Consider the following 26,909-nt stretch of genomic DNA (forward strand, 5'->3'; position numbering starts at 1 on the left):
AATAATAATACATATTTTAGAAAAAATCAACTTATTTATAGAAATATTGCTAAAATTTAAATCCAAAATTTGTCAATTCTTGTTTTAAGACATTAAGATTAGCTTCTTCCATTTCAGCTAAAGGAAGTCTTAAATCTCCAACATTAAAACCTAAAATATTCATAGCAGTTTTAACTGGAACTGGATTTACTTCTATAAATAAGGCGTCAATTAAAGTATCCATATCAAGTTGTAATTTTTTAGAGCCTTCAATGTCACCTTCAAAGAATTTAGTTACTAAATCATGGGTTTCTTTAGGGCATATATTAGCAAGTACAGAGATAACACCACTTCCACCTAATGATAATAGAGGTAGTATAGTATCATCATTACCGGAGTATATAGCGAAGTCTTTAGGCACTAATTTAGCTATTTCTGCAACCTGAGCTAAATCTCCACTAGCTTCCTTCACAGCAACTATATTATCTATTTTAGCAAGCTCAGCCACAACAGATGGCTTTATATTTACCTTAGTTCTTCCTGGTACATTATATAAAATAATTGGTAATTTAACGCTTTTTGCTATTGTTTCAAAGTGAAGTTTAAGACCTTTTTCATTAGTCTTATTATAGTAAGGAGTTATGATTAAAAGACCATCCACTCCCAATTTTTCAGCTTCTTGGCTCATATGAACAGACAACATAGTATTGTTTGAACCAGTACCTGCTATAACTGGTATTCTCTTGTTGACTTTTTCAACTGTATATTTTATTACAGCAAAAATCTCAGATTCACTCATAGTAGTAGCTTCACCTGTTGTTCCACAAACAACTAGTGCATCTGTGTCATTTTCAATATGGTATTCGATTAATTCACCTAATTTTTCAAAGTTGACATTGTTATCCTCCGTAAATGGGGTAACTAAAGCAACAGCAGAACCTTTAAATAACATATAATCAAATCTCCTTTTTTATTTAAATTTAATTTTTTAAGTACAATAATAATTATAGTACAAATTAATTAATTTTAATAGGTATAGTTAATATCTTAACTGTATAAAGTAAGATATTTATATTATATTAATATTAAAAAAATTTAAAATAAATGTTTTATTCTCAAAATATGCATATTAATTTAATAAAATATACCAAAATGGAAATAAAAAATAAATTTTATGCGAATTTAATAACTAATAATTAATATATTTAGGTTATAATAAATATGTGCGTAAAAATAAATAATAAGCATTAACATAGAAAATTTAGGAGGAATAATATGGATACTTTAAAGGAACTTTTTAAAATAGGAAGTGGACCTTCAAGTTCTCATACTATGGGGCCACAAAGAGCAGCGGAAAGATTTAAAAATGAAAATCCAGATGCAGAAAGTTTTAGAGCAATATTATATGGTAGTTTAGCTGCTACAGGAAAAGGTCACTTAACAGATTATATAATTGAAAAAACTATAGCTCCAAAGAAAGTTGAAATCGTTTGGGAGGAAGATATAATAAAAGATTTTCATCCAAATGGAATGAAGTTTGAAGCTTTAGATAAAGATGGAAATGTGACAGCTGAATGGACTGTATATTCTGTTGGTGGAGGAACTATAGCAGAAGAAGGTCAAAGAAACAGTAAAAGCAATAGTATATATCACTTAGACACTATGGATGAAATAGTGAAATGGTGTAAAGAAAATAATAAAACTTTAGTTGATTTTGTGTTAGAATGTGAACCATCTGATATAAAAGACTATATAAAAACTATAAAAGATGCTATGAGAAAATCTATTGATGATGGACTAAGCACAGATGAAGTAATACCAGGTAAATTATTATTAAAAAGAAGAGCAAATAATTTTTATAAAGCGTATCAAGAAGATAAAAGTTTTTCAACACTTGTATATGCATATGCACTAGCAGCTTCAGAGCAAAATGCTTCTGGTAATATAATAGTTACAGCACCGACTTGTGGTTCTGCTGGGGTAATACCAGGAATATTCTTTGCAATGCAAGATTTTTATAAATACGATGATGAAAAAATAATTGAAGCATTACTTGTAGCTGGAATAATTGGAAATATAATAAAAACTAATGCATCAATATCTGGTGCAGAAGTAGGATGTCAAGGTGAGGTTGGAGCAGCTTGTTCGATGGCAGCAGCGGCAGTAGCGTATTTAAAGGGTGGTACTATAGACCATATTGAATATGCAGCAGAGATAGCACTTGAACATCATCTAGGAATGACTTGTGACCCTGTATATGGATATGTCCAAATTCCATGTATAGAAAGAAATGCAATGGCAGCTCAAAGAGCTTATGATGCAGCTAAGTATGCATTATTAACTGATGGCTCACATTCTGTCTCCTTGGACCAAGTCGTTGAAACAATGAAAGAAACTGGTATCGATATGATGGATAAATACAAAGAAACTGCAAAAGGTGGACTTGCTAAACACTTCTTCTCTTGCTAAAATTAAAAATTTTTCAATAATAATTCCCCTGTTTTGATTTATGAAACAGGGGAATTATTATTAATGGTGAATTATTTAATAATGCAAAATATTTTTATATTCAATTTAGTTTTTTATTTTTAAATATGAAAGTATATTATATAATATTTTAATTATAAGAGATATAGAAATATTTTTATAATAAATTATAATTTGGAGGAGATTACATGAGAGAGGCATCGTATTTACAAGAACAACTTTACAAGCATAGGAATGCATTAAATCCTATTGCAGAAATTGGAAGAAAAGAGTATAAGACTTCAAAATATATAAGGGATTATCTTGACAAAATAGGAGTTGAATATGAAGTTTATTTAGAAACAGGAATAGTAGGTGTGATAGAAGGTAAAAGACCAAGAAAAGATATAGCTTTTAGAGCTGATATAGATGGTCTTCGTAGTGAAGAAGGTGTAAAACACTTATGTGGCCATGATGGACATGCTACTATATTGCTTGGATTAATTGAGTATTTAAATGATAATAAAGAAGATTTAAATGATAATGTTGTATTTATATTCCAACCAGCAGAAGAAGGACCAGGTGGAGCAAAAGCATTGATAGATGCAGGTGTGCTTAAAAAATACAATGTGGATGAGATATATGGGCTTCATATATACCCAGAATTACCAGAAGGTTATGTAGGTACAAGAGAAGGATACTTCATGGCTCAAATAGGAGATATTGATATAGAAATAGTATCTAAAAGTGGACATGGAGCTATGCCACAGAATGGAATTGATGGTATAGTGATAGCTTCAAACTTTATAAGTTCACTTCAAACTATAGTATCAAGAAATATAAGTCCAATAGACAATGCAGTGTTGACTATAGGTAGAATTGAAGGAGGGGCTAGAAGAAATATAATAGCTGAAAATATAAAGATGGAAGGCACTATTAGATGTTTTAATCCAGAAGTGTATGAGAGAATGAAACTTAGAGTTAAAGAACTAGCTAGAGGCTTTGAATTGTCTTATAACTGTAAAGTAAATATAAATATTATGGATGATTATATAGCTGTTAAAAACGATAAGGACTTATATAAAGAGTTTGTAGAAGCTGTTGGAAAGGATACGGCTATAGAATTAGACCCACTTATGATATCAGAAGATTTCTCTTATTATCAAAAAGAAGTTCCAGGACTGTTCTTTATGTTGGGTTCAAGAAATGAGAAAAAAGGATTTGTAAATGGACTTCATAATATAAACTTTAACTTTGATGAAAAAATATGTGTGAATGCACTAAATGTCTATGCAAAACTATTAAAATATAAAAAAGCAATAGATTAAAATATATTCAGTTTTGCAATGAATAAGTTGTAGATAGCTTAGAGAAAAAGGTCAATTTTTTTGGTAAGACTGTAAATAACATATATTAAAATTATAAATAACACATACTTAGAAAGAATAATTTTAAAAAGTTATAAGTTTAAAATACTTATATTTAAAAACATATGAATTGATAAATACCCCTTACTTATTTGTATAAATTTCTTTTAATTGACAAAAATACAAATAAGAAGGGGTGATTTTTTTGAAAGAAAATATGAAAAGAGAAAAGAAGATAACTAATGGCAAGAATACTAAAATATTGACAAATGATGATATAATGAAATATGAGATAGCCTCTGAACTAGGTCTTATGGACAAAGTTGGAGAACGTGGGTGGGCAGGACTTACAGCTAAAGAAGCTGGAAGAATTGGAGGTATGCTTACATCACGCAAAAAGAGGCTGAGAAAGATTGTGGAGGGGCAGAATAAAAAGGATGAGTCAATATAGTGATTTTGCGTTTGTATATGATGAACTTATGAATGAAGTTGATTATGATGGATGGGTTAAATATATAGAAGATATAATAGCTAATGAAGGTGTAAAAGTAAAAAATATATTGGAATTAGCATGTGGTACAGGTAATCTCACAATTCCATTAACTAAAAAGAGCTATGATATAGCTGGAATTGATATATCTGATGAAATGCTTAGTGTAGCAAGAGAAAAGGCAGAAAAAGAAGGCGTAGAGTTAGTTTTACTTCAACAAGATATATCAGAGCTGGACTTTGATATATCCGATTTGGATTGTGTACTTTGTGCTTGTGATGGATTTAATTATATAACTTATGATGATGATTTAGAAAATGTATTTTCAAAAACATATGAATTATTAAAGAAAGATGGAATCTTTATATTTGATATAAGTTCATTTTATAAATTAGCCAATATATTAGGAGATAATATGTATGGAGAAAACAGAGAAGATATAGCTTATATGTGGCAAAATTACTTTGATGATGAAGAAAATTTGATTGAAATGGAACTGACATTTTTTATTAAAGATGAAGATGGAAAGTTTGAAAGATTTGAAGAAGTACATCAACAAAGGGCATATACTGAGGATGAAATAATTGATATGCTTAAAAAATCTGGATTTAGGGATATAAAATCTTATGGAGATTTTACATTTGAAAAACCTAATGAAGAAAGTCAAAGGATATTCTTTGTATGTAAAAAATAAAGCTTTTCTTGTTGTGTACAAAAAGAAGTGTTATTAATATAAAATATTATTGGTAAAAATAAAAAAGGTAAAGTTTTCTGTATTAAAAATTAAAGTAATTTAAAGTAGTAATATAGAAAAAAATAATAATATAGAAAAATAGTATGATTAACAAAATGTGGAGGAATACAGATGAAAGATTATGTACTAAGAGCGACATCAGGAAATGGTCAAGTTAGAGCATTTGTTGCAACTACTAGAAATACAGTAGAAGAAGCTAGAAGATTACATGAAACTACAAAAGTAGCAACAGCAGCACTTGGTAGAACATTAACAGCAACATCTATAATGGGATTGATGATGAAAAATGACAGTGATAAATTGACTGTAATAATAAAAGGTGGTGGACCAATTGGAACTATCATCGCAACAGCAAATTCTAAGGGGATAGTAAAAGGCTATGTAGGAAATCCTCATGTAGAAGTTGAAGATTATCCAAATGGAAAGTTGAATGTTGCAGCAGCAGTGGGGACAGAAGGTGTTGTAAAAGTTATTAAAGACTTAGGTCTTAGAGAGCCATATAATGGAACTTATCCATTAGTAAGTGGAGAAATTGCAGAAGACTTTACTTATTACTTTGCAGTGTCAGAACAAACTCCATCAGTGGTAGCTTTAGGTGTTCTTACAAAAGAGGATGAAGTTGAGTTTGCTGGAGGCTTTATAGTTCAATTAATGCCAGATGCAGAAGAAGAAACTATCGCAAAATTAGAAGAAAATGTAGCTAAATTACCTTCAATAACTAATATGTTAAAGGAAGGAAACTTACCAGAAGATATATTAAATAGAGTTTTAGATGGTTTAGAGCCTAAAGTACTTGATACTTGTGAAGTTGGATTTGAGTGTGAGTGCTCAAAGGAAAGAGTGAAAACTGCTTTAGTGGCAATAGGGAAAAAATCTTTGGCTCAAATAATAGAAGAAGATAAACAGGCAGAAGTTGGATGTCAGTTCTGTAACGAGAAATATATGTATAGTGAAGAAGAGTTGATTGAAATTTTAAAGGAAATGTAGAATAAAATGAATGTGGAATATTAAAATAGTAGCATTAATAGTGAAATATTAAAATATCAGTATTAATATAGAAATTTAAATATAATTCATTAAAAATAAGAGTTATATGTTAAAAGATGTTAAGAAAGAAATCTAAGATATGTTGAGAAAGATAAACTTAATAAATTTTAAGAATTAAAGGGCTTTCTAATTGCAGTATTTGTAATATTGCGATTGGAGAGCTTTTTTAGTTTATTGTGCCTTGTGTCAAAGATTGTATAAAGCTACAAATTATTGTAAAATAATTTGTGTATTTTAACCTATTTACAACAAAAATTTACAAGATATTTGAATTGATAAAAAGGAGAAAATTTTAAGAATGGAAAACAAAAAAAAGCACATAGTCATAAGTATATTAATACTGTTTATGATATTTATAATGGCTATTAACCTTAATGGTAAACTTGAGACACCTATTCCACAGAGCAATAGCAGAAAATTTAAATCTAATGCTGTATTTTACCCACAGCATCAAGATGATGAAGTCTTATGGGGAGGAAGTGCTATTGTTAATGCAATAAAACAATGTGGAACTGATAATGTATATGTTGTGTTGGTATCAGATGGCTCTGGAGTGAACGTTTTTAGAGCTAATACTAAATTTAGAAATTTAACTAGGAAGCAAAAGGAAGAGCTTAGGAACAATGAATTTAAGTCAGCACTAAAAGAGCTTGGAGTAAAACAACAAAATATAATTATACTTGCTGATATAGATAAAAAAGAGGGGACACATTATAAGTTAATGGAAAAGACAATATTAGATTTTGAACATAAATTTAAGGGGGATGTCACTCATATAGCTCATCATTATAAGTACGATGACCATATAATGCATAGAAAAAATGGGGCAGTTTTAAAGAAGCTTAAACGTGAACATAAGATAAAAGATGACTTGTATTTTATAAAACCAAAATATGTAAAGTACATACCAAGAAATGAAAGAACTATTTATAAAGCAACTAATTTTAATGATTATAGTAAGGTCAAAAGTGCGTGTTATGAATATAAGGTTGTAAATTCAAAACGAAAAATGTATGGTATAGGGTATATCTCAGCACATAGCTATTTTGAAAACCTTTTAAATGACCCTGAACTTACGTCTGTGTTAAGTGAAGATTAAAGTAATTTACATAAAGGTATCTTAAAAATATTATTTACTAATGATAAAAAAGTATTTGAGAATAATAAGAATATATTATGATTAGACAAGGTTTAGTATCTCAGTTATGATTTTAAAAATCATTTTGAGGTACTTTTTTTATGCTATTAATAAGTTTATACAGACTTTTTATATGAAATTTTAAACCCTACAGTATACAACCAAGGGATAGGTCACGTGCTATAATTTGCTATAAAAACAATTTAGGAGGTTAAAGTATGGGTAATGAATTTATAGTTTTAAAAGGATGTAAGGAAAATAATCTAGATAATATTTCATTAAAAATACCAAAAAGAAAAATAACTATATTTACAGGCGTATCTGGTTCTGGAAAATCATCTATTGTTTTTGAAACAATTGCAAAAGAATCACAACGTCAATTAAATGAGAGATTTAGTACTTTTGTAAGAAGTTTTTTACCTAAGTATGGAGAAGTTAAAGCTGATTGTATAGAAAATTTATCAACACCGATTATTATAGACCAAAGTAGACTTGGAGGTAATTCAAGGTCAACCTTAGGTACTATCACAGATGTAAATTCCTTTTTAAGGGCTTTATATTCTAGATTTGGAAGCAAGCATATAGGTAATGCTAACATGTTTTCCTTTAATGATGTCAATGGTATGTGTCCAGATTGTCATGGGCTTGGGAAAAAACTAATACCTAACATGAAGCATATTCTTGATATGAATAAATCGCTAAATGAGGGTGCTATTTTGCTTTCAGGTTTCGGAGTGGGTTCTTGGCACTGGAATATATTTGCCAAATCAGGATACTTTAATATTGATAAGAAAATATGTGATTATTCAGAGAAAGAGCTGAAAAAATTTTTATATGGTGAGCCAGAAAAGATTATAGTAGAAGAAACTGGAAAAATAAATATGACATATGAAGGCTTAATGGTTAAGTTTAATCGTCTATATCTAAGTAAAGAAGGAGAAATTTCTGAGACTACTAAGAAAAAATTGAGTAAACTCCTTATAGAAGACAAGTGTCCTGTTTGCAATGGAAGAAGACTTCATGAAAGCGTATATAAATCTTTAATTAATGGCTACAATATTGCAGACTTGACAAGTATGCAACTTGATGAATTAGTTAAGGTTATTAAAGATATAAATGAGCCAGAAGCACAACCTCTACTTAAAGGAATACTAGAAAAACTAAATAACATCATAGATATAGGTCTAGGGTACTTAACTTTAGATAGGGAAACATCATCACTATCAGGTGGAGAATCTCAGCGTGTAAAGATGGTAAAATATTTAAATAGTAACCTTGTAGATTTGATGTATATTTTTGATGAGCCAAGTATAGGTCTTCATCCAAGAGATGTTTATAAATTAAATAATCTTCTAAGAAAATTACGTGATAAAGGAAATACAATTATAGTTGTTGAGCATGACCCAGATGTTATTAAAATTGCAGACCACATTGTAGATGTAGGTCCAAAAGCTGGTAGGTATGGGGGTAAAGTTGTATATGAAGGAAGTTATGAAAAGTTGCTTTCAAGTGGGACATTGACAGGAAATGCCTTAAATAAAGCTCTTTCTATTAAGGAAAATGTAAGAGAACATAGAGGATATTTAGAGGTTAAAGATTGTAATAAAAACAATTTAAAAAATATATCTATAAAGATACCTAAAGGTGTATTAACTTTAGTGACAGGAGTAGCAGGAGCTGGTAAGAGTACATTAATTAAACATGAATTTTTAAAGCAAAATACAGATGCTGTATTAATAGACCAAAGCCCTGTATCAGCTAATTCTAGGTCAAGCTTAGCAACATATAGTGGAATTATGAACGATATAAGAAACAGTTTTGCAAAAGTAAATGGTGTTAAAGCGTCTTTGTTTAGCTCAAACTCAGAAGGAGCTTGTGATAATTGTAAAGGCTCTGGAACAGTACAAACAAACCTTGCATTTATGGAAAGTATAAAAAGCACTTGCAATATTTGTGAAGGAAAAAAATTTAAAAAAGAAGTTTTAGAATATAGATTTCAAGGGCAAAATATAATAGAAATTCTTGAAATGTCGGTTTCAGATGCGATTGAATTTTTTAGTCTAAAACAGATTAAAAAGAAATTACAGTGCATTGAAAAAATGGGAATCGGATACCTTACTTTAGGGCAAACTCTGGATACATTATCTGGAGGAGAGTGTCAAAGATTAAAGCTTGCTAATGAATTAAATAAGGAAAGTTCAGTGTATATATTAGATGAGCCGACAACAGGTCTTCATATGGCTGACATTGAAAATTTTATAAGTATAATTGAAGAGATTGTAGATAATGGAAATACAGTTATCATAATTGAACATAATATAGATATAATTAAAAGAGCAGATTGGATTATTGATATGGGTCCTGAGGGAGGGACAAAAGGTGGGAAAGTAATCTTTGAAGGAACTCCAAAACAATTGTCTAACAATAAAATATCGCTAACAGCAAAATATATAGTATAATAAATAAAATACAATAAATATAGATGATATATGAGTAAATATAATGGGTATATAATATGATAGTTAAGTTTAACAATAATAAATAATATGATAAATATTCAAATTTAATTAAATATAGTGTCAGAAATCCGTTTAAATAGCAAGTTTTTAACGGTTCTGACATTTTTTATTATTTTCATGAAGATTGACAAGGTAGGATTTTCTATTAGTTACTTTTTAGTGTCTACTTGAAAGTTTGATATTATGACCTTAACATGTAATTTATGGAATAATTTACTTAGTGTAGTAAGATGCAGTCTATAACTAAACTATAATTTTATAATTTGAATCTTATTAAGTAAAACTCATAAAAGGAGTGTAAGTAATGCTAAACGATATGCTAACGCTATTATCTGAAAGAAGTGATTTTTTTATAAAACTATCCATCGAACATTTGACAATTTCTATTATTTCTATAATAATTGCAATTGTTTTAGGTGGTATAATTGGTATCATTGTAAGTGAATTTCACAAGTCTTCTAAGCCCATCTTGGGGACTATCAATTTTCTATACACTATACCATCTATTTCTATGTTAGGTTTTTTGATACCATTATCTGGAATTGGAAATACTACAGCTGTTATTGCTCTTACTATATATGCATTATTACCTATGGTTAGAAATACATATACTGGAATTACTAACGTAGATAAAAATATACTTGAAGCAGCGAAAGGTATGGGAAGTACAGACTTTCAGATACTATATAAAATAAAACTTCCACTAGCCTTACCTGTTATTATGTCTGGGATTAGAAACATGGTTATTATGACAATTGCATTGACTGGTATCGCTTCATTTATAGGTGCTGGTGGTCTGGGGGTAGCTATATATAGAGGAATCACAACAAACAACACAGTAATGACAGTCACTGGAAGCATTCTTATTGCTCTATTGGCTTTGTTATTTGATTTTATTCTAGGATTAGTAGAAAGATTTTTACAAAGAAAAAGAAAAAAGAAAAATAGGAAAAAAGTATTTGCCATTCTAGGAAGTCTTATCCTCATAACAACTATCTTTACATCTTATTTTTTTAACTCTGCAAAGACTCAAACTATTCATATTGCTACAAAACCAATGACTGAACAATATATTCTTGGTGAAATGTTGGATATTTTAATTGAAAAAAATACAGATTTAAAAGTAGAAATTACACAAGGTGTAGGCGGAGGAACATCCAATATTCAGCCAGCTATGGAGAATGGAGAATTTGATATTTATCCAGAGTATACAGGGACAGGATGGAATATGGTACTGAAGAAAAATGAATTATACACTGAAAATATGTTTGAGAAATTACAATCTGAATATAAAACTAAACTTAAAATGCAGTGGACTGGGATGTATGGTTTTTCTAATAGTTATGCGTTGGCAGTCAGAAAAGAAATTGCAGATAAATATAAATTAAAGAATATCTCAGATTTGAGAGATATATCTTCTAAATTGACATTTGGTGCAGAGTATGATTTTTATGAAAGAGAAGATGGCTATACTCCACTATGCAATACCTATGACTTACACTTTAAAAACACAGTTGATTTAGATATTGGACTTAAATATCAGGCAATCAATGAGGGAAAAATTGATGTAATGCCTATATTTACAACTGATGGTCAGTATAGTGTTTCAGATGTTGTAGTTTTAAATGATGATAAAAGCTTTTATCCATCTTATCAATGTGGAAATGTTATTCGTTCAGAGGTGTTAGAGGAACACCCAGAGCTTTCAAAAGTATTCCAGATGGTTAAAAATATTTTAACTGATAAAGAGATGGCTAAATTGAATTACGATGTAGAAAATAATAATTTAGAGCCTAGAGAAGTTGCACATGAGTTTTTGAACAAAAAGGGACTTTTATAATTGGAGGAAATATAATGACACCTATTATACAATTTAAAAATATTGAAAAACAATATAATGATAAAACAATCATAAATAATCTAAATTTAGATATAGAAAAAGGAGAATTTTTAACTGTTATTGGGTCATCTGGAAGTGGAAAAACAACACTTCTAAAAATGATTAATGGTCTTATTTTGCCAGATGGAGGAGATATTTTAATTAATAAAACAGACATTAAAAATGAGGACTTAATTAAATTAAGAAGAAAAATAGGCTATTGTGTGCAGGGAAGTGTTCTTTTTCCTCATATGACTGTTGAAGAAAATATTTCATATGTGCCAAATCTCCTTAATCGAAAAAATAAGTTAGAGATAAAAAATGCTGTAGACAAATGGATGCAAATCGTGGGATTACCAAATGATATGAAAACAAGATACCCATCTGAATTATCAGGTGGTCAGCAACAGCGTGTAGGGATTGCACGTGCTTTAGCTTCTTCACCAGAAATCTTATTGATGGATGAACCTTTTGGAGCTGTTGATGAAATTACACGAAAACAGTTACAAAAAGAGATAAAAGAAATTCATAAAAAAACAGGAATTACGATTATCTTTATTACACATGATATTTATGAGGCCTTGATTTTGGGTACAAAAACTTTAGTATTGAATCATGGAGTCATTCAACAATATGATACTCCTGAAAATATTTTAAATGCTCCTGCGAATCAATTTGTAGACCAATTACTGAATGTAAAAAAATCTATAACAAGTTATGATGACTTAAAAGAATAAAGTTAATCCAAAAATTAAATTATGATAATACTGAAAAGCTATTGACCTTGAGTTAACTTTAAGTCGTATACTAAAAATGTAAGAATAGTTAAGCAAGGCATAGGAGGTATTAAATATGGATAGAGAAAGAGATTTAGGTACAGGAGCAGTTTTCCCTATTGGGGAAGAAAACAAAGCATTTGCACAGTATTTTACAGGAGAATGTTATTTAAATATGCTTACTACTAAGGGTGTGGGAATTGGTAATGTGACTTTTGCTCCTTCTACAATCAATTCATGGCACATACATCATAAGGGTGGACAGATTTTACTTGTAACTGGAGGTAGAGGATATTATCAAGAGTTTGGAAAACCAGCTCAGGAATTGCATGCAGGTGATGTAGTTAATATACCACCAGATGTAAAACACTGGCATGGAGCTGCACCAGATAGTTGGTTTCAGCATCTAGCTGTAGAAGTACCAGCAGAGGGAGCCTTCAATGAATGGTTGGAGCCTGTATCTGATGAAGACTATGGTAAACTAAAATAGAATATTTATAAACTTATAAAAAATGAAGAGTGTATATTAGTTAAAATTACTAAATATACACTCTTTTTATTTTGAATTAATGAAAACTTAAGAGAATAATAGTTTTTTAGAAAATAAAATTAGTATAATAAAATAGGAAACTCAATGATTTAATGTGTATAAAAAATATGGAGGAAATAAAATGGAAACTATAATGGTTGTAGAAGATGATATTATGCTTAATAATGGTATATGTTTTAACTTACAAAGTGATGGATTTCGAGTTGTACCAACATATAGTCTAAAAGAAGCTAAAGAGAAATTTGAGAAAGAAAAAATAGATTTAATGATATTAGATGTAAATCTTCCTGATGGAAATGGATTTGACTTGTGCAAAGAAATAAGAGCTAGTTCAAAAGTAGGTATTCTGTTTTTGACAGCATGTGATATGGAATCTGATATTGTAAATGGATTTAAGATAGGAGCAGATGATTACATAACAAAGCCATTTAGTATAAACATATTGATACAAAGAATAAAAGCACTGCTTAGAAGATGTAATGTTGAAATACAAGAAGAGGTCTTATTTGAGGGAGAATTTGAATTTAATTTTGATAATATGACTGTAACTAGAAATAGCGAAAATATAATCCTTTCACCTATAGAATATAGAATTCTAAAGAAATTGGTGCAACATAAAAATGAAATAGTTACAAGACAAGCATTGATAGATGCAATATGGGACAATGATAGTGAGTATATGGAAGAACATGCATTGACTGTAAATATAAATAGATTGAGAAAGAGAATAGACCAGAAAACATCAAAGCATAAGTACATAAGAACTATTTATGGAATAGGTTATATGTGGGTTGGTGAACAAGATGAAAAATAATAAAAGTTTAAATAAGAACTATTACAAGAACATTTCTATTATATATTTCATAGTGTCATGTTTATCCTTAATAATAATAAGAATGCAAACTAACAAAATTTTATATGTGCATCCTGACTTAGCTGAATTTATTGTAAATATTAATTGTATAATTTTAATTTTTATATTTACTATGTTTTTTATATCGTTATTTTTTGTATATAAAATAAGAAAAGACATAGTTGAATTTAGTAGCAATATCATATATAACATAGATGAATTTATATCGGGTAATAAAAATATGCACTTTGATTTAAATAAAGATACTTTAACTGCAAAAGTTCAAAATAAAATTAAATATATGATAGAGGTTATGGAAGTTAAAAACAGCAAGTATTCAGAGGAAAAAGAAAATATAAAAACTTTAATATCAGATATATCGCATCAAATAAAAATACCAATAGCTAATATATCTATGTATAATGAGACTCTAATACAAAAAGAGTTAGATAGAAAGAATCAAGTATTGTTTTTAGAAAACATGCAAAGTCAGGTAAATAAATTGGACTGGCTGGGAAAAGCACTTATAAAAATTTCTAGGTTAGAAACTGGTATTATATCTTTGAATACGACTAAAAGCAGAATAAGTGATACTATTGCAAGTGCATTAAGTGGAGTCTTTTTAAAATTAGAAGAAAAAAATATATTACTAGAAATTGATTTAGATGATAAAATTGAAGTTTGTCACGATAAAAAGTGGACTAGTGAAGCTTTATTTAATATTATAGAAAATGCAGTAAAGTATACCAATGAGGAAGGAAAGATAAGTATAAAGACTGATAAAATGGATATATTCACTAAAATTATCATAAGTGACAATGGAATGGGTATAGATGAGAGTGAAATAAACAATATATTTAAAAGGTTCTATAGAAGTAGAGAAGTTGGGAATATAGAAGGTATTGGAGTTGGATTGTACTTAGCAAGAGAAATTATAAATAAACAGAATGGATATATAAAAGTAGATTCTCAAAAAAATATTGGAACTACATTTAATATTTATATGAAAAATTAGACTTAGCATTTATTTAAAATTGATGTTTATAATATATAACTTGAAAATAAAATCAAAAATTCTTAGAAGTAGTGTATATAGTGTTTATTAGATAACATTATATGCACTATTTTTAGTTTCACTTCAATAAATATCACAAAATATCTCAAAATTGTTATAATTCATATCTAAAATATAACAGCACTGTGAGGATTGGATAGGGGCTTACATGATAATATCTAAGTAAGGAATCAATAAGCGTGAAAGTTTAATATACAATTAAAAAATATATAAAATAAAGTAAGAGGGAGATTTGATTATGAAAATACTGGAGACTAATAATTTAAAAAAATATTATGGAAAAGGTGAAAATATAGTAAAAGCTTTAGATGGAATAAATATAAGTATAAATAGAGGGGAGTTTGTAGCTATAGTTGGGACTTCAGGTAGTGGAAAAAGTACCTTGTTACATATGATAGGGGGACTTGATAGAGCAAGTGATGGAAAAGTAATTGTTGATAATAATGATATATTTGCTATGGATGATGAAGAACTTACAATATTTAGAAGACGTAATGTAGGCTTTATATTTCAAAATTATAATTTAGTTCCAATACTAAATGTTTATGAAAATATAGTATTACCTATAGAACTTGATGGATGTAAAATAGACACTAAATATATAGATGAGATAATAGAAGTTTTAGGATTAAGTCAAAAAGTGGATGACCTACCAAATAATCTATCAGGAGGACAGCAACAGAGAGTAGCTATTGCAAGAGCTTTAGCAACAAAACCATCAATAATACTAGCTGATGAACCAACAGGTAATTTAGATAGCAAAACAGAACAAGATGTGCTAGGACTTTTAAAAGTTACTAGTAATAAGTTTAGCCAAACTATAATTATGATAACTCATAATGAACAAATTGCTCAAATGGCTGATAGAATTATAAGGATTGAGGATGGAAAAGTTGTAAATAGAGGTGAGAACAATGTTACAGAATAACAATAAGGAAATTATAAAAAAGTTAAGTAATAGAAGTTTCAAAACAAATAAAATGAGAAATATAGTTTCAGTGCTTGCAATAGTATTGACAACAGTTTTGTTTACATCATTGTTTACAGTGGGATATAGTATGTTGGACGCTTTTAATAGTTACAAAGCTATGGAATATGGGACAAAGAACCATGTTCAATTTCAAGCTTTAAGTAATAGGCAAATTGAAATTATAAAAAAAGATAGTTCAGTAGACAAAAACAGTATTGGAATAGTAAAAAACATAGCAAGTTTAAAAAATCCAGAGTTTTCAACTCAGACAGTGAATTTAACCGTTTATGATAAAAAAAGTCTTGAAAATGCTGCAAATGTAGAGATGATTGAAGGGAGTTTACCAAAAAATAATGATGAAATAGTCATGCCTACAAAGATATTAGATATGTTAGATATACCTCATAAAATAGGTGCTGAAGTAAAATTAATAATTCCAAAAACTAAAGATGGGGTACTAACTAATGAAAAAGAAACGTTCAAATTTAAACTAGTTGGATATTTTGAATACAAAACAGCTACAGCAATACCTCTTCATGATGTATTTACGAGTGAAGCTTTCTATGATAATTACAAAAAAACAAATGAAGTAGCTCCTACAAGTATATCCTTTAATTTTTTTAATGATAAAGATTTGCAGTCTAAATTTGATAAACTAACTGATAAAATCCAACCTTATTCAGGAAAATCAACTATAAATCCTATATATTTAAGTAAACAAGCAACTACTTTCAAAGAAGTTGTTAAAAATGTATTACCAATAATCTTAATTGTAATGCTTATACTTTTAAGTGGATATTTATTAATTTATAATATTTTTTATATTTCAGTTGTTAAAGATATAAAATATTATGGATTATTAAAAACAATAGGAACATCGCCATATCAATTAAAAAAATTGATTATTAAACAAGCTAATAGATTATGTATAATAGCTATACCAATAGGTTTATTATTGGGATTTTTAATAGGAATAGTGTTTGTTCCTCTAGTTGGTAAGTTTATGGATGGATTAAATAAAACTGCATTTGAATATTTTAATCCGTTAATATTTGTATTTGCCGTTGTATTTTCATATGTAACTGTTAGATTGTCATGCAAAAAACCTGCTAAGATTGTAAGTTCTGTATCTCCTATAGATGCTGTAAGATATAGTGATAAAAGTAATAAGATTAAACGTAAGTCTAAAAGAGGGAAAAGTGGTTCTAAAATTCATAAGATGGCATTTGCAAATGTGTTTAGAAATAGACGCAAAGCTATTTTAGTTTTAGTTTCTATGTCACTAAGTTGTATAATATTTTTGACTGTATCTGCAATTATAAGTAGCTCTAATCCAGAAAGAGCTGCTGAAGGTATGATGTTAGGGGATATAGAAATACGTCATGGACTTGCAGACACTGCTAAATCTGAAGATAACGAAGTTGCTCCAATTGACGAAAATCTTATAAAAGATATTAAGAATCTTGATGGAGTGAGTAATGTAAGTAAGGTGTACAAGGATTTAAGTTATATAGTTTATGAAGGAGATTTAAAAGATGAGATATTGACTCAAAAAGTAGATGAAGAATATAAAAAGCAATTTCTTCAGGGCAGAGACCCAAAAGAAATTGCAGAAAATAATGGTTTTTTAGCCTCAGATACAGTTGGATTATCTTCAGGTAGATTATTAAGTAAACTATCAAAAAACAATATTATATATTCTCAAAAGAATTCTAAAATACTGTCAGGTTCTATAGATGAGAAAAAATTTGATGAAGGTGGATATGTAGTAATTACTGGGCATGAAGGAAGTAAAATAAAAGCAGGAGATAAAATTAAGTTTAGATATTTAAAAGGAGATACTATAGGGAAAGGATATATAGATAAAGAGTTTAAAGTCATGGCAGTTTTTGATGGTGCACAAAATTTTAATATGGGGATGTACATTAATGAAAATGACTTTAAAAATATGGTTATAAAGCCATATATAGAAAATCTGGTAATTGATATAAATGGTGATGTGAAGTCTGTTGAAAATAAAATAAATAATTTGAATAAGAAATACAATAATCCATATACAAAAGTTTATTCAAAAAATATCTATATAGAAGAGGCAAGAGAGAGTCAAAAGGTTATAAAGATTGTAGGTATGAGTGCGGTATTTATAATAGGATTGATTGGAGTGCTAAACTTTATAAATACTATGATAACAAATATAATGTCTCGTAAACAAGAGTTTGCAATGATTGAGGCAGTAGGAATGACAAGAAAACAGCTTCAAAGAATGATAATGCTTGAAGGTTTTTATTATGGGGTGATAATAACTATTGTAAATCTTACTTTTGGAAGTATCGCAACATTTTTAGGGTTTAATATTATGAAATTAAGATATTCTGTGTATGCTTATCCATTAGGGGCGCTTATAATAAGTATATTAATAGTATTTTTGATAACGTCTATAGTGCCTTTAATAGTTTATCATAATGTTTCTAAGGATAGTATTGTTGAAAGAATTAGGGAAGCTGAATAATAATTAAATATAATAGAAACTGAATAATGGTTAAATATAATTCAAGCTAAATAATAATTAAATGTAGCATAAAAAAATATTTTTTTATATGCACAATAGAAAGAGGATGTCGCATTAGCACGTTAAATTTGTTCTGTGATAGCTCTTTTTTGCTTATAATAATACATTTAGAATGCTTTTTTTAATGATGGATATATATTACACATTTGTTTTTTACTATTTTATTGTGCAGTTTAGAAATGTTATGAGTTAACAACACAATAATGTATTTTGATAAAACATTTTTTTACATTGGCTTAAAAATCTTCTAAATTTCATATTTTGCTTTACTTGAGCGAAAGATCCTTCTGCTTGTATACTTCTATTCATTCTAAGCTGACATCCCTCTGGGCTCATAATTATATTTAAGTTTTCTTTTTTCATGAAATAACTTAGACACTTGTAAGTTCCTAGTTTTATTCTCAAGAGGAATTTTGCTATTATTCTTCTTGAGACAACTGCTTTTATACTGAGAATTATGGTATTCTTTAAAAGTGTGACAAGTTATTTCACTTTTATAGCCTGTTTTTGATTTCCTATTTATTATTTTATGAGCAAATAATTTTTTACTATTTTTACAAATATAATAATCATTTGCTTCATTATAGTCTATATTATCAATATGTCCAATATCAGTTTTATATATTCTAGTTTTACTAATTTCATAATTTGTAGGTTTTATGAAAGATAATTGATCATTACGCTCTAAAAATGTATAGTTTTCCTCAACTTCATATCCAGCATCAGCTATTATTTTAGGATATTTAAACTTAGTATAGTCATCAATAAATTTTAAAAATGGTATTAATGCTGTAGTATTAGTAAGTTGATGTACTAAACTTACCCAAACCATATATTCTGAATTTACAGCAAATTGTATATTATATGCTGGTTTCAGTTGTCCATTTTTCATTCTCATAAAAGTTACATCATTATCTGTTTTAGAATAACTATTTCGTTAACCCATTATATGAAGATCTTTAGTATATTTTTAAAATCTATCAATATAATTATTTAATTGCTTGATATGTTTTTGAACAATAGACTTTTTCTTTCCTTTTTCATGAATAAATGTTATTTTTGATTCTTTTGATATTGATAAAGATACTTTAAAGTGTGATATTAATGAAAATAATCCTAAGTTTAAAAACTTATTGAGAAGAGATTTTGTATTATATAATATTAGATGAGGTATAGGTATATACGCCAATTTAGATGATGATCTTTATGATTATCCTAGTAAAGTATATCGTTATGCTATAGCGCTTAGAAATATAAATATATTAGGTGTTTCTAATTCATAAAAAGTTAATAGAATTATTCTAATTGTGAAATTAACAATCTATACATTTATAAATATTGCCCATTAAATTTCACAACAAATGCTTTTATAAAGTGGAATAAATATAAATTACATAATAAAGATGAATATATAATATCTCATCTAGTTTTTAACTTTAAAGAAATAGAATAAAAAAGTAAGTTATTTAGAATGAAAACGAGTAAAATAATTAATAGTTATGAATGCTATTATTTCAAATACAGAAAATAAGAAATAGTTATAAATTAGATACAGTTAATAAAAAAATAAAATATATAATTTTATTTTGATATTTATTTAAAATAAAAATAAAAATTTAATAATTATTTTATGAATATAAATTTATAAAATAAAAGAATAAAAATAAAATAAATGATTTGGATTATATGGTTTAGATAAAATATTTGCTGAATATCTATCTTTAACATAAGAACTATGTTAGTTATGAATATAAATTTTGTAAAATAAGTAAAATTCAGGTACTAATTATACAAAATTTTTATATATAAAAGTTATGTATTATATATTTATGATTATAATTGTTTTATTTTTAATTAAATCTATTCTATTATAATAGAATAGATTGTAAAAAAAATAAAATATTAATAGTATATTGTTGAAAAATGAAAAAAAGATTTCGAAAAAATTATGTTAAAAGTTTATGTAGATGAAAATAAATATTAAATATAAAAAAGAAAAATAAATATTGAATAATTATTTGATTAGTTATAATAAGGCTATTAAATAATAATAAAATTATGTACAAATTATTTTTGCTTCAAAATAACAAGAATACAATGCATTTTTTGAATATTTTGAAAAAATGAATATAATATGTTTTTTATTATATTTTTTTGTATATAAAAAAGTATTGTAATGAGTAAAAAAAAATAGTAAACTGATTTCATAAAAATGATTTTTATATGAATCTTAAGAATAGGGAGGGGTTTATTGGAAATATATAGATTTATTGATTTGGAATCTAAAAATAGAGTTATAAACTTTATAAACTTATATTTCGATGAGATAAAGAAACAGTTCATTAATAAAAGTTTAAATCTCAATTATGCAGAAAGTATATTATTATCTATTGCAGATGGATTTTTTTTATTTAATTCAAATGAAAAAGAAATTTTTGATGAAATAGGATATTTCTTATGCAAGTACATAAAAGAAGATTTAGAAAAATATGGGATATATAAATCTTTAGGAATGCTATCAGGTTTTGGATACACATGTTTTTGTGTAAATTCATATAGTAATATTACTGGTAATTTGAAAAAATTTTCTAATACTTTAAATAACATACTATTAAATGAAGTTTATGAAAATGTAAAAAAATATTACCATCAAGATTTATGTGTTGATAAATATGATTTAATATCAGGTATTTCAGGGAATTTATATTATTTGCTTGATTGTAATTTTATTTTAGATTGTGATATAAAGAAAATTAAATATATAGTTAGATATTTGGTTTATCTTTCTTTATACGATAATGAATTTATTAATTATTTTATTTCAAAATTTGATTCTTTAACTAATCTTGAAAAAGAAAATTCTAAGTTTAAAAATGGATCTTTAAATTTTGGATTATCTCATGGTATTATAGCTCCATTAGTTGCAATATCAAAAGCTTATTCTTTAGGTTTTATTGTTAGTGAAATAGAAGATTCTATAAAGACAATTTATTCATTATATAATAATGAACATTTTAAAATCAAGAAGAATGGATTAGAATTTTGGCCATCTCAAATTTCTATGGATGAATATTTAAATAAGACAGTTGTAAAATACTTTGTAATGAATTCAAGTTGGTGTTATGGTAATTTTAGCATATATAGATGTCTTTATAAAACTCTAGAATATTATGATTTATCAGAAAAAAATAAAAAAAGATATTTGGAATGTTTATATAACATATCAATAATAAATATAGATGAACATAATTTATTAAGTCCTTCATTATGCCATGGATATGCAGGAGTTCTTTGTCAGATTTTACAATGCTACTATGAGACAAGTGATTGTCAATATTTAAAACAGATAAGTAATATTTTAAAAAAAATAGAAAGCTTATACAATAATAACAACTTAATGATTGAGAAAGATTATAAAATATTAATGGATGATAATAACATATTTAGAGAAGGATTTAAGTATGATTTTTCATTATTAGAAGGCAGAACTGGAATAGTTTTATCTTTTCTAAATTTATTTAATAACAATTTAAGTTATTGTAAATTACTACTTATTGATTAAATGGAAGTGATTATTATTAAACTAAAAATCTTAAAAATGAAACAAATAATGAACTTAATTTTAGAAACTGATAAAAAATTTATCTTTATAAGTCTAATATCTTCAGTAATTTTATCAATTATACCATTATTATCTATAAATTTAATGCAAGAGATAATTAATTTATTACAAATAGGTAATAAGAATCTAGAAAAGATTTTCTCTATTGTAGTTTTATATTTGATTATTAATTTGGTACTCTCTATACTAGAGATGTTGTTAAGTTATTATAATAGCAAATTTGGATTAAAATTTAATTTGCATTTAGAAAACTTGATTTTAAGAAAAGCATCAAAACTATCACTAAAAGACTTTGAAGATAGTGATGTATATGACAAGTTCAATAGAGCTCAATCAGAAATTAATGATAAAATTATACTTATGATTAGTACTATGATTGAACTGATAACTATATCAACAACTAGTATTTTATATATTTTGAAATTTATGAGTTTCAATATTTGGATGATGCCTTTTATTATAATTATACCTATTATAAAATATTTTATCATAAACAAACTTAATATTAAACAATATAATATTATTAGAAATAGAACAAATGAATATAGAAAGTCATGGTATTATAGTTATTTAATTACCAATGGAGATGCTTTCAAAGAATTGAAAATAAACAATTTATTTTCTTATTTTATAAAAAAGTACACTACATATAAAATTAAGTTTAATAAACAAGATCTAACATTGGCAAAAGAAAGATTAACTAAAATGTCAATTTTAAATGTATTAGAAGAAATTATTGATGGTATATTATTTGTAATAATAATATATTATGGAATAATTAGAATTATATTAATAGGTGATGTTATTACATATACAAAATTAATAATGAATATTAAAGATAATATTAAGAAATTTTTGAATTCAATGACAACATTGAAAGAAAACAGTTTATATGTAGATATGTTTTTTGAACTTTTAGATATGACAGATGAAGTTGATTTTCAAGTAAAAAAAGATTTAACAAAAATAGATTCTATCAAAAAGATTGAATTAAAAAACGTGTTTTTCAAATATAAAGAGAAACAAGATTATATATTAAAGGATATAAACCTAGTTTTAGAAAAAGGAAAATCTTATGCAATTGTAGGTTTAAATGGAAGTGGAAAAACTACTCTGGGAAAATTAATAATGGGATACTATTTCGATTATAAAGGTGAAATTTTAATTGATGGAATTAGTCTTAGAGATATAGATATGGATTCATATAGAGAAAAAATGGGTTTTTTATTTCAAGACTTTCTAAGATTTGAAGCAACATTCAGAGAAAATATTTACTATGGAAATTTAAATCTAATTGATAATGATATAAATTTAGACAAGATAACAAATAGATTTGATTTAAATAAGATTTTAGAGGGTGAGAATGATAAATATGATACTCAACTGGGATATTGGTTTGATTCTGGAAAACAAATTTCAATGGGACAATGGCATAGAGTTGCATTAGCAAGAACTTTTGTTAAAGATGCAGATGTATATTTGCTAGATGAACCAAATTCTAGTTTGGATCCTCTAACTGAAAATAGCTTATCGAATTTATATTCTGAAGTTTTTGAAAATAAAATAGGGATAATAGTAACTCACAGATTCATAAATATTGTAAAGAAAGTTGATGAAATAATAGTCATGGATAGTGGCATTGTTATAGAGCAAGGAACACATGAAAGCTTATTGAAATATGGGGATTTGTATTCAAAGCTTTATAAAATACAATTAGAAGGAGATGTTTTTTATGGAGAATGCTAATATATATAAATGTCATGATGTTTTCATGGTGAGAACACCATCTTTGCCAATAAACATATACTCAGAATTGGATAGCAAATATAATGAAAATGTAGAAAAACTAATTCAGGATTATAATTTATACGATTTTTTTGGAGAGAATTTACTTATATCAAGTAAAAATTTATATGATTCTTTTAAAAAATATACTATTAATAAAGAAGAAGGTAAACAAAAAAAAATAAGGAAATATAATGAAAGTATTTTGAAATATTTGATAAGATCATCATCAAGACCGACTCCATTTGGAGGACTTAGTAAGGTTGGATTAGCAAAATTTACTGGTGAAAATGAAAATGAGAAAAATAAATTAATAAGTATATCTAAGGATTTAGTAGTTAAAAAAATTAGTGTTGATAATTCTTGGTTTCACTATATAGTTAATTTATTTGAAAGTGATAGAGATATCTTAATTCAACTTAACTTAAAAATAAATCCATTATGTTATAAATATGGAAATAGATTTAAAAATCCCTATTGCTCTAACTTAGGTAATGAAAATAACATAAATAGAAATAACATTAAATATTCAAACTTAGTAAAACAGATTAAGGAAGAACTAAAATCTTTTAAAAGTTTTAATGAACTATGTTCATCTATATTGGATATGTATGAAGGAATTGACGAATCAATTGTTTATGATACTATCATTAAACTTATAAAAAGTGAATTTATACTAACTGAGTTGAGAACCGATTTGTTGACTTCAAACCCATTAAAAAAACTAATTTCGAAACTTGAGTTAATAGAATTAAATGAAGAGAAAAAAATAATTTTATCAAAATTAAAGGAACTGGATTATTTAATATTTCTTTATAATAATTGTAATTTAAATAATATTAATAGTATTTTTTCTATAATGGAAAGTATACATAAAGTAAATTCATACTTAATGTTGAATACTGGGATTAAATTTAATAATAATTCAATCAATCTTAATATAAAAAAAGATTTAGAAGAATTTGTAAATATTTTTAAATACTTATATGTTGATAAGAAGTATATAAATGAGAATAAACATTTAGAACAAGAATTCCAAGAAAAATATGGGTCTAATACAGAAATTTCTTTTATAGAATTTATTGACTCTAATGGTTTTAATGCAATAAATAAATTTAGATATAAAAATGATTATAATAATATAATGTCTGAAAGAGAAGAAAAAATAAATGATTTATTAGATAAAAAGTTAAGCTTATATCAACTAAATCATAATGATGAAATAGTAATAGAAGAAAATGATATAAAAGATGATATTAAGTCATGTATTGATTTACCTATATCATTTGATTTAAATATTTTTATAACACAAGATAAAATGAACAAATATAATTACTTTCTTGGTCCTAACAGTGGGAGTATCGAAGGGGGTGCTATGTTTCAAAGATTTGAAGAAGTTTTAGATGAAAAATTATTTGAGGAGCATAGGAATATATATGATGAAAAAAATGAAATAATTGATAATGATCATATAATAGCAGAAATAAAAGAAATAAACTCTTATGGAAGGATTACTAATATATTCAATAAAACAAGAAATTATGAGCATTATATAAACTGTGGATTTCCTTCTAAAAGTATTGATTCAGATATTAACATAGCAGATTTATCGGTAGGTGTAGATGATAATGATTTATTTTATATTAAGTACAAAGATAATAAAAAAATAAAGTTTGTATTAGATAATATGATAAATCCAAACTTAATAAATGATGTAGCATATATTTTATATCGTATAACAAGTAACTATAATAATCACTTTTTATCTAGGATATATATGTTCAAAAATATTAACAGATTTTACATACCAAGAATAAAAATTGGAAAGGTCATAGTTTTTCCTAAGACATGGATATTAAACTCTCATGATTTTTCAATAGAGAATCGTTCTAAATTTCACTCTGAGTTAAAAGTATACATAAATAAGTTTTCTATTGATAAATTTGTTTATTTAAAAAATGATGATAATCGTTTATTGATAAATTTGGAAAAGGAGATATATAGTGAAATAGTATTATCTTCATTAAGAAAAAATAAAGTAATTGAACTTTGTGAAGTTGAAAGTAATCTTATTGATGGGAGCATAGTAACTGATGAGAATAACAATAACTATGTGTCAGAATTTGTATTTACATTTATGGTAGAAAATTATAAAAAAACTAAACCAATAAGACAAGGTAAAAGAGTAATAAATAATTATAGATGTTTTAATTTATTTTCAGATGGGTGGATTTATTTCAAACTCTATGGTATAGGAGATAGAGATCTAGAAATATTAAATTCTATTGTAGATGATTTAATTCCTAATTTAGATAAACACTTATTTTTCTTCATCAGATATTCAGATACTATAGGAGAACATTTAAGAGTACGATTTAAATTTGAGAACAAAGAAAGTTCTTTAAATAATATAACAATAATTAGTAATTGGATAGAGCAAATACAAAATGATGGAATGATTAATAAAGTAATATTTGATGTTTATGAGAGAGAAACGAATAGGTATGGAGGTTTCAATCTTATTAGTAAAGCTGAAGAACTATTTGAATCTGATAGTAAATTTGTAATATCATTATTAAATCATTTTGATACTTCAAATCAAGAAGAGTTAGATAAAATTTATCTATTTGGAGTGATTTCTATTTTAAAAACATTAACTCAAAATCTAGAAGAACTATATGAAATGTTAAGAATATTTGATGACTTAGAATATAGAAAAAATTTTCATAAATACGACTTTAATTATGTTAGCTTTGTTGAAAATATTATAAATGAAAAATTTGAAGGATTTATGGAAGAAGAACAGTTGTTAAAAGAATATCTACATAGGAAAAATAAACTAATTCAATTTAAAAAATTAATTTACAATGAAGAATCAATTGTTAATATTGATGATCTCAGAGATGTACTCTTATCAATATCACACATGTTTTGCAATCGTCTACATGGTAATAGAAATTATGAAAAAAGAATTTTATCATTAGCTTTTTTGTCAACTAATAAAATTATTAATCAATTAAAATACAAACAATAATCATGTAAATAACAAATGCTTTGTAAATATATAAAA

Annotated in this window: 19 protein-coding genes; 17 read left to right on the forward strand and 2 right to left on the reverse strand. The window is 26.3% G+C overall.

The genetic code is table 11. The features are described from left to right. Positions 1-49: 49 nt before the first annotated feature. On the reverse strand, positions 50-931 hold the full coding sequence (locus JJC01_03360) for a 4-hydroxy-tetrahydrodipicolinate synthase (protein UDN58920.1): 882 nt from the start codon (positions 929-931) through the stop codon (positions 50-52). A gap of 323 nt (positions 932-1,254) precedes the next feature. On the opposite strand from JJC01_03360, the gene JJC01_03365 reads away from it, so the two are divergent. The 14 genes from JJC01_03365 (at position 1,255) to JJC01_03430 (ending at position 18,372) form a co-directional block, all read left to right on the forward strand. Then, positions 1,255-2,448: an L-serine ammonia-lyase gene (locus JJC01_03365; GenBank protein UDN58921.1), complete on the forward strand. Its 1,194-nt coding sequence runs from the start codon at positions 1,255-1,257 to the stop codon at positions 2,446-2,448. A gap of 206 nt (positions 2,449-2,654) precedes the next feature. Beyond that, complete coding sequence (locus tag JJC01_03370; protein ID UDN58922.1) at positions 2,655-3,773, forward strand: N-acetyldiaminopimelate deacetylase; 1,119 nt, start codon at positions 2,655-2,657, stop codon at positions 3,771-3,773. 244 nt (positions 3,774-4,017) lie between these two features. Next, on the forward strand, positions 4,018-4,263 hold the full coding sequence (locus JJC01_03375) for a small, acid-soluble spore protein, alpha/beta type (protein UDN58923.1): 246 nt from the start codon (positions 4,018-4,020) through the stop codon (positions 4,261-4,263). After that, on the forward strand, positions 4,250-4,996 hold the full coding sequence (locus JJC01_03380; GenBank protein ID UDN58924.1) for a class I SAM-dependent methyltransferase: 747 nt from the start codon (positions 4,250-4,252) through the stop codon (positions 4,994-4,996). The genes JJC01_03375 and JJC01_03380 overlap by 14 nt, the downstream gene beginning before the upstream one ends. 171 nt (positions 4,997-5,167) lie before the next feature. Continuing rightward, positions 5,168-6,043 carry an Hsp33 family molecular chaperone HslO gene (gene hslO / locus JJC01_03385; protein ID UDN58925.1) on the forward strand — a complete coding sequence of 292 codons (876 nt, stop codon included), beginning with the start codon at positions 5,168-5,170 and terminating at the stop codon, positions 6,041-6,043. Between the two features lie 358 nt (positions 6,044-6,401). Then, positions 6,402-7,202, forward strand: a complete 801-nt coding sequence (locus tag JJC01_03390; GenBank protein UDN58926.1) for a PIG-L family deacetylase — start codon at positions 6,402-6,404, stop codon at positions 7,200-7,202. 257 nt (positions 7,203-7,459) lie between these two features. Beyond that, positions 7,460-9,700 carry an excinuclease ABC subunit UvrA gene (locus JJC01_03395; GenBank protein ID UDN58927.1) on the forward strand — a complete coding sequence of 747 codons (2,241 nt, stop codon included), beginning with the start codon at positions 7,460-7,462 and terminating at the stop codon, positions 9,698-9,700. Positions 9,701-10,064: 364 nt separating this feature from the next. After that, the gene (locus JJC01_03400) at positions 10,065-11,600 is read left to right on the forward strand and encodes an ABC transporter permease subunit (GenBank protein ID UDN58928.1); all 1,536 of its coding nucleotides are present in this window, start codon (positions 10,065-10,067) and stop codon (positions 11,598-11,600) included. A gap of 14 nt (positions 11,601-11,614) precedes the next feature. Next, positions 11,615-12,376: an ABC transporter ATP-binding protein gene (locus tag JJC01_03405; protein UDN58929.1), complete on the forward strand. Its 762-nt coding sequence runs from the start codon at positions 11,615-11,617 to the stop codon at positions 12,374-12,376. 115 nt (positions 12,377-12,491) lie between these two features. After that, complete coding sequence (locus tag JJC01_03410) at positions 12,492-12,905, forward strand: cupin domain-containing protein (protein ID UDN58930.1); 414 nt, start codon at positions 12,492-12,494, stop codon at positions 12,903-12,905. 181 nt (positions 12,906-13,086) lie between these two features. Further along, entirely contained in the window at positions 13,087-13,779 is a 693-nt protein-coding gene (locus tag JJC01_03415) for a response regulator transcription factor (protein UDN58931.1), read from the forward strand. Beyond that, on the forward strand, positions 13,769-14,833 hold the full coding sequence (locus JJC01_03420) for an ATP-binding protein (GenBank protein ID UDN58932.1): 1,065 nt from the start codon (positions 13,769-13,771) through the stop codon (positions 14,831-14,833). The genes JJC01_03415 and JJC01_03420 overlap by 11 nt, the downstream gene beginning before the upstream one ends. Before the next feature lie 298 nt (positions 14,834-15,131). Next, a complete protein-coding gene (locus JJC01_03425; GenBank protein ID UDN58933.1) occupies positions 15,132-15,821 on the forward strand; it encodes an ABC transporter ATP-binding protein in 690 nt (229 codons plus the stop codon). Further along, positions 15,808-18,372 (forward strand): ABC transporter permease, encoded by a 2,565-nt coding sequence (locus tag JJC01_03430; GenBank protein UDN58934.1) that lies wholly within the window; start codon positions 15,808-15,810, stop codon positions 18,370-18,372. The genes JJC01_03425 and JJC01_03430 overlap by 14 nt, the downstream gene beginning before the upstream one ends. A 249-nt stretch (positions 18,373-18,621) precedes the next feature. On the opposite strand, the gene JJC01_03435 is transcribed toward JJC01_03430, so the two are convergent. After that, positions 18,622-18,891 (reverse strand): transposase, encoded by a 270-nt coding sequence (locus JJC01_03435; GenBank protein ID UDN60114.1) that lies wholly within the window; start codon positions 18,889-18,891, stop codon positions 18,622-18,624. A 1,792-nt stretch (positions 18,892-20,683) separates the two neighbouring features. Here JJC01_03435 and JJC01_03440 point away from each other — a divergent pair. The 3 genes from JJC01_03440 to JJC01_03450 are packed head-to-tail and all read left to right on the forward strand — an operon-like array spanning position 20,684 to position 26,873. Beyond that, entirely contained in the window at positions 20,684-21,994 is a 1,311-nt protein-coding gene (locus JJC01_03440) for a hypothetical protein (protein ID UDN58935.1), read from the forward strand. A gap of 48 nt (positions 21,995-22,042) precedes the next feature. After that, on the forward strand, positions 22,043-23,800 hold the full coding sequence (locus JJC01_03445; GenBank protein UDN58936.1) for an ABC transporter ATP-binding protein: 1,758 nt from the start codon (positions 22,043-22,045) through the stop codon (positions 23,798-23,800). Beyond that, positions 23,787-26,873, forward strand: coding sequence for a thiopeptide-type bacteriocin biosynthesis protein (locus JJC01_03450; protein ID UDN58937.1), 3,087 nt, complete (start codon positions 23,787-23,789; stop codon positions 26,871-26,873). Before JJC01_03445 ends, JJC01_03450 begins: the two co-directional genes overlap by 14 nt. Positions 26,874-26,909 lie beyond the last annotated feature (36 nt).

This window comes from Clostridioides sp. ES-S-0010-02, from assembly GCA_020641055.1.
GTDB lineage: Bacteria > Bacillota > Clostridia > Peptostreptococcales > Peptostreptococcaceae > Clostridioides.

Bases quoted from the DNA above. Each gene is read 5' to 3' on its own strand.
- JJC01_03360 (UDN58920.1), bottom strand. From the start codon at position 931: ATGTTATTTAAAGGTTCTGCTGTTGCTTTAGTTACCCCATTTACGGAG.
- JJC01_03365 (UDN58921.1), top strand. From the start codon at position 1,255: ATGGATACTTTAAAGGAACTTTTTAAAATAGGAAGTGGACCTTCAAGT.
- JJC01_03370 (UDN58922.1), top strand. From the start codon at position 2,655: ATGAGAGAGGCATCGTATTTACAAGAACAACTTTACAAGCATAGGAAT.
- JJC01_03380 (UDN58924.1), top strand. From the start codon at position 4,250: ATGAGTCAATATAGTGATTTTGCGTTTGTATATGATGAACTTATGAAT.
- hslO (UDN58925.1), top strand. From the start codon at position 5,168: ATGAAAGATTATGTACTAAGAGCGACATCAGGAAATGGTCAAGTTAGA.
- JJC01_03390 (UDN58926.1), top strand. From the start codon at position 6,402: ATGGAAAACAAAAAAAAGCACATAGTCATAAGTATATTAATACTGTTT.
- JJC01_03395 (UDN58927.1), top strand. From the start codon at position 7,460: ATGGGTAATGAATTTATAGTTTTAAAAGGATGTAAGGAAAATAATCTA.
- JJC01_03400 (UDN58928.1), top strand. From the start codon at position 10,065: ATGCTAAACGATATGCTAACGCTATTATCTGAAAGAAGTGATTTTTTT.
- JJC01_03405 (UDN58929.1), top strand. From the start codon at position 11,615: ATGACACCTATTATACAATTTAAAAATATTGAAAAACAATATAATGAT.
- JJC01_03410 (UDN58930.1), top strand. From the start codon at position 12,492: ATGGATAGAGAAAGAGATTTAGGTACAGGAGCAGTTTTCCCTATTGGG.
- JJC01_03415 (UDN58931.1), top strand. From the start codon at position 13,087: ATGGAAACTATAATGGTTGTAGAAGATGATATTATGCTTAATAATGGT.
- JJC01_03420 (UDN58932.1), top strand. From the start codon at position 13,769: ATGAAAAATAATAAAAGTTTAAATAAGAACTATTACAAGAACATTTCT.
- JJC01_03425 (UDN58933.1), top strand. From the start codon at position 15,132: ATGAAAATACTGGAGACTAATAATTTAAAAAAATATTATGGAAAAGGT.
- JJC01_03430 (UDN58934.1), top strand. From the start codon at position 15,808: ATGTTACAGAATAACAATAAGGAAATTATAAAAAAGTTAAGTAATAGA.
- JJC01_03445 (UDN58936.1), top strand. From the start codon at position 22,043: ATGAACTTAATTTTAGAAACTGATAAAAAATTTATCTTTATAAGTCTA.
- JJC01_03450 (UDN58937.1), top strand. From the start codon at position 23,787: ATGGAGAATGCTAATATATATAAATGTCATGATGTTTTCATGGTGAGA.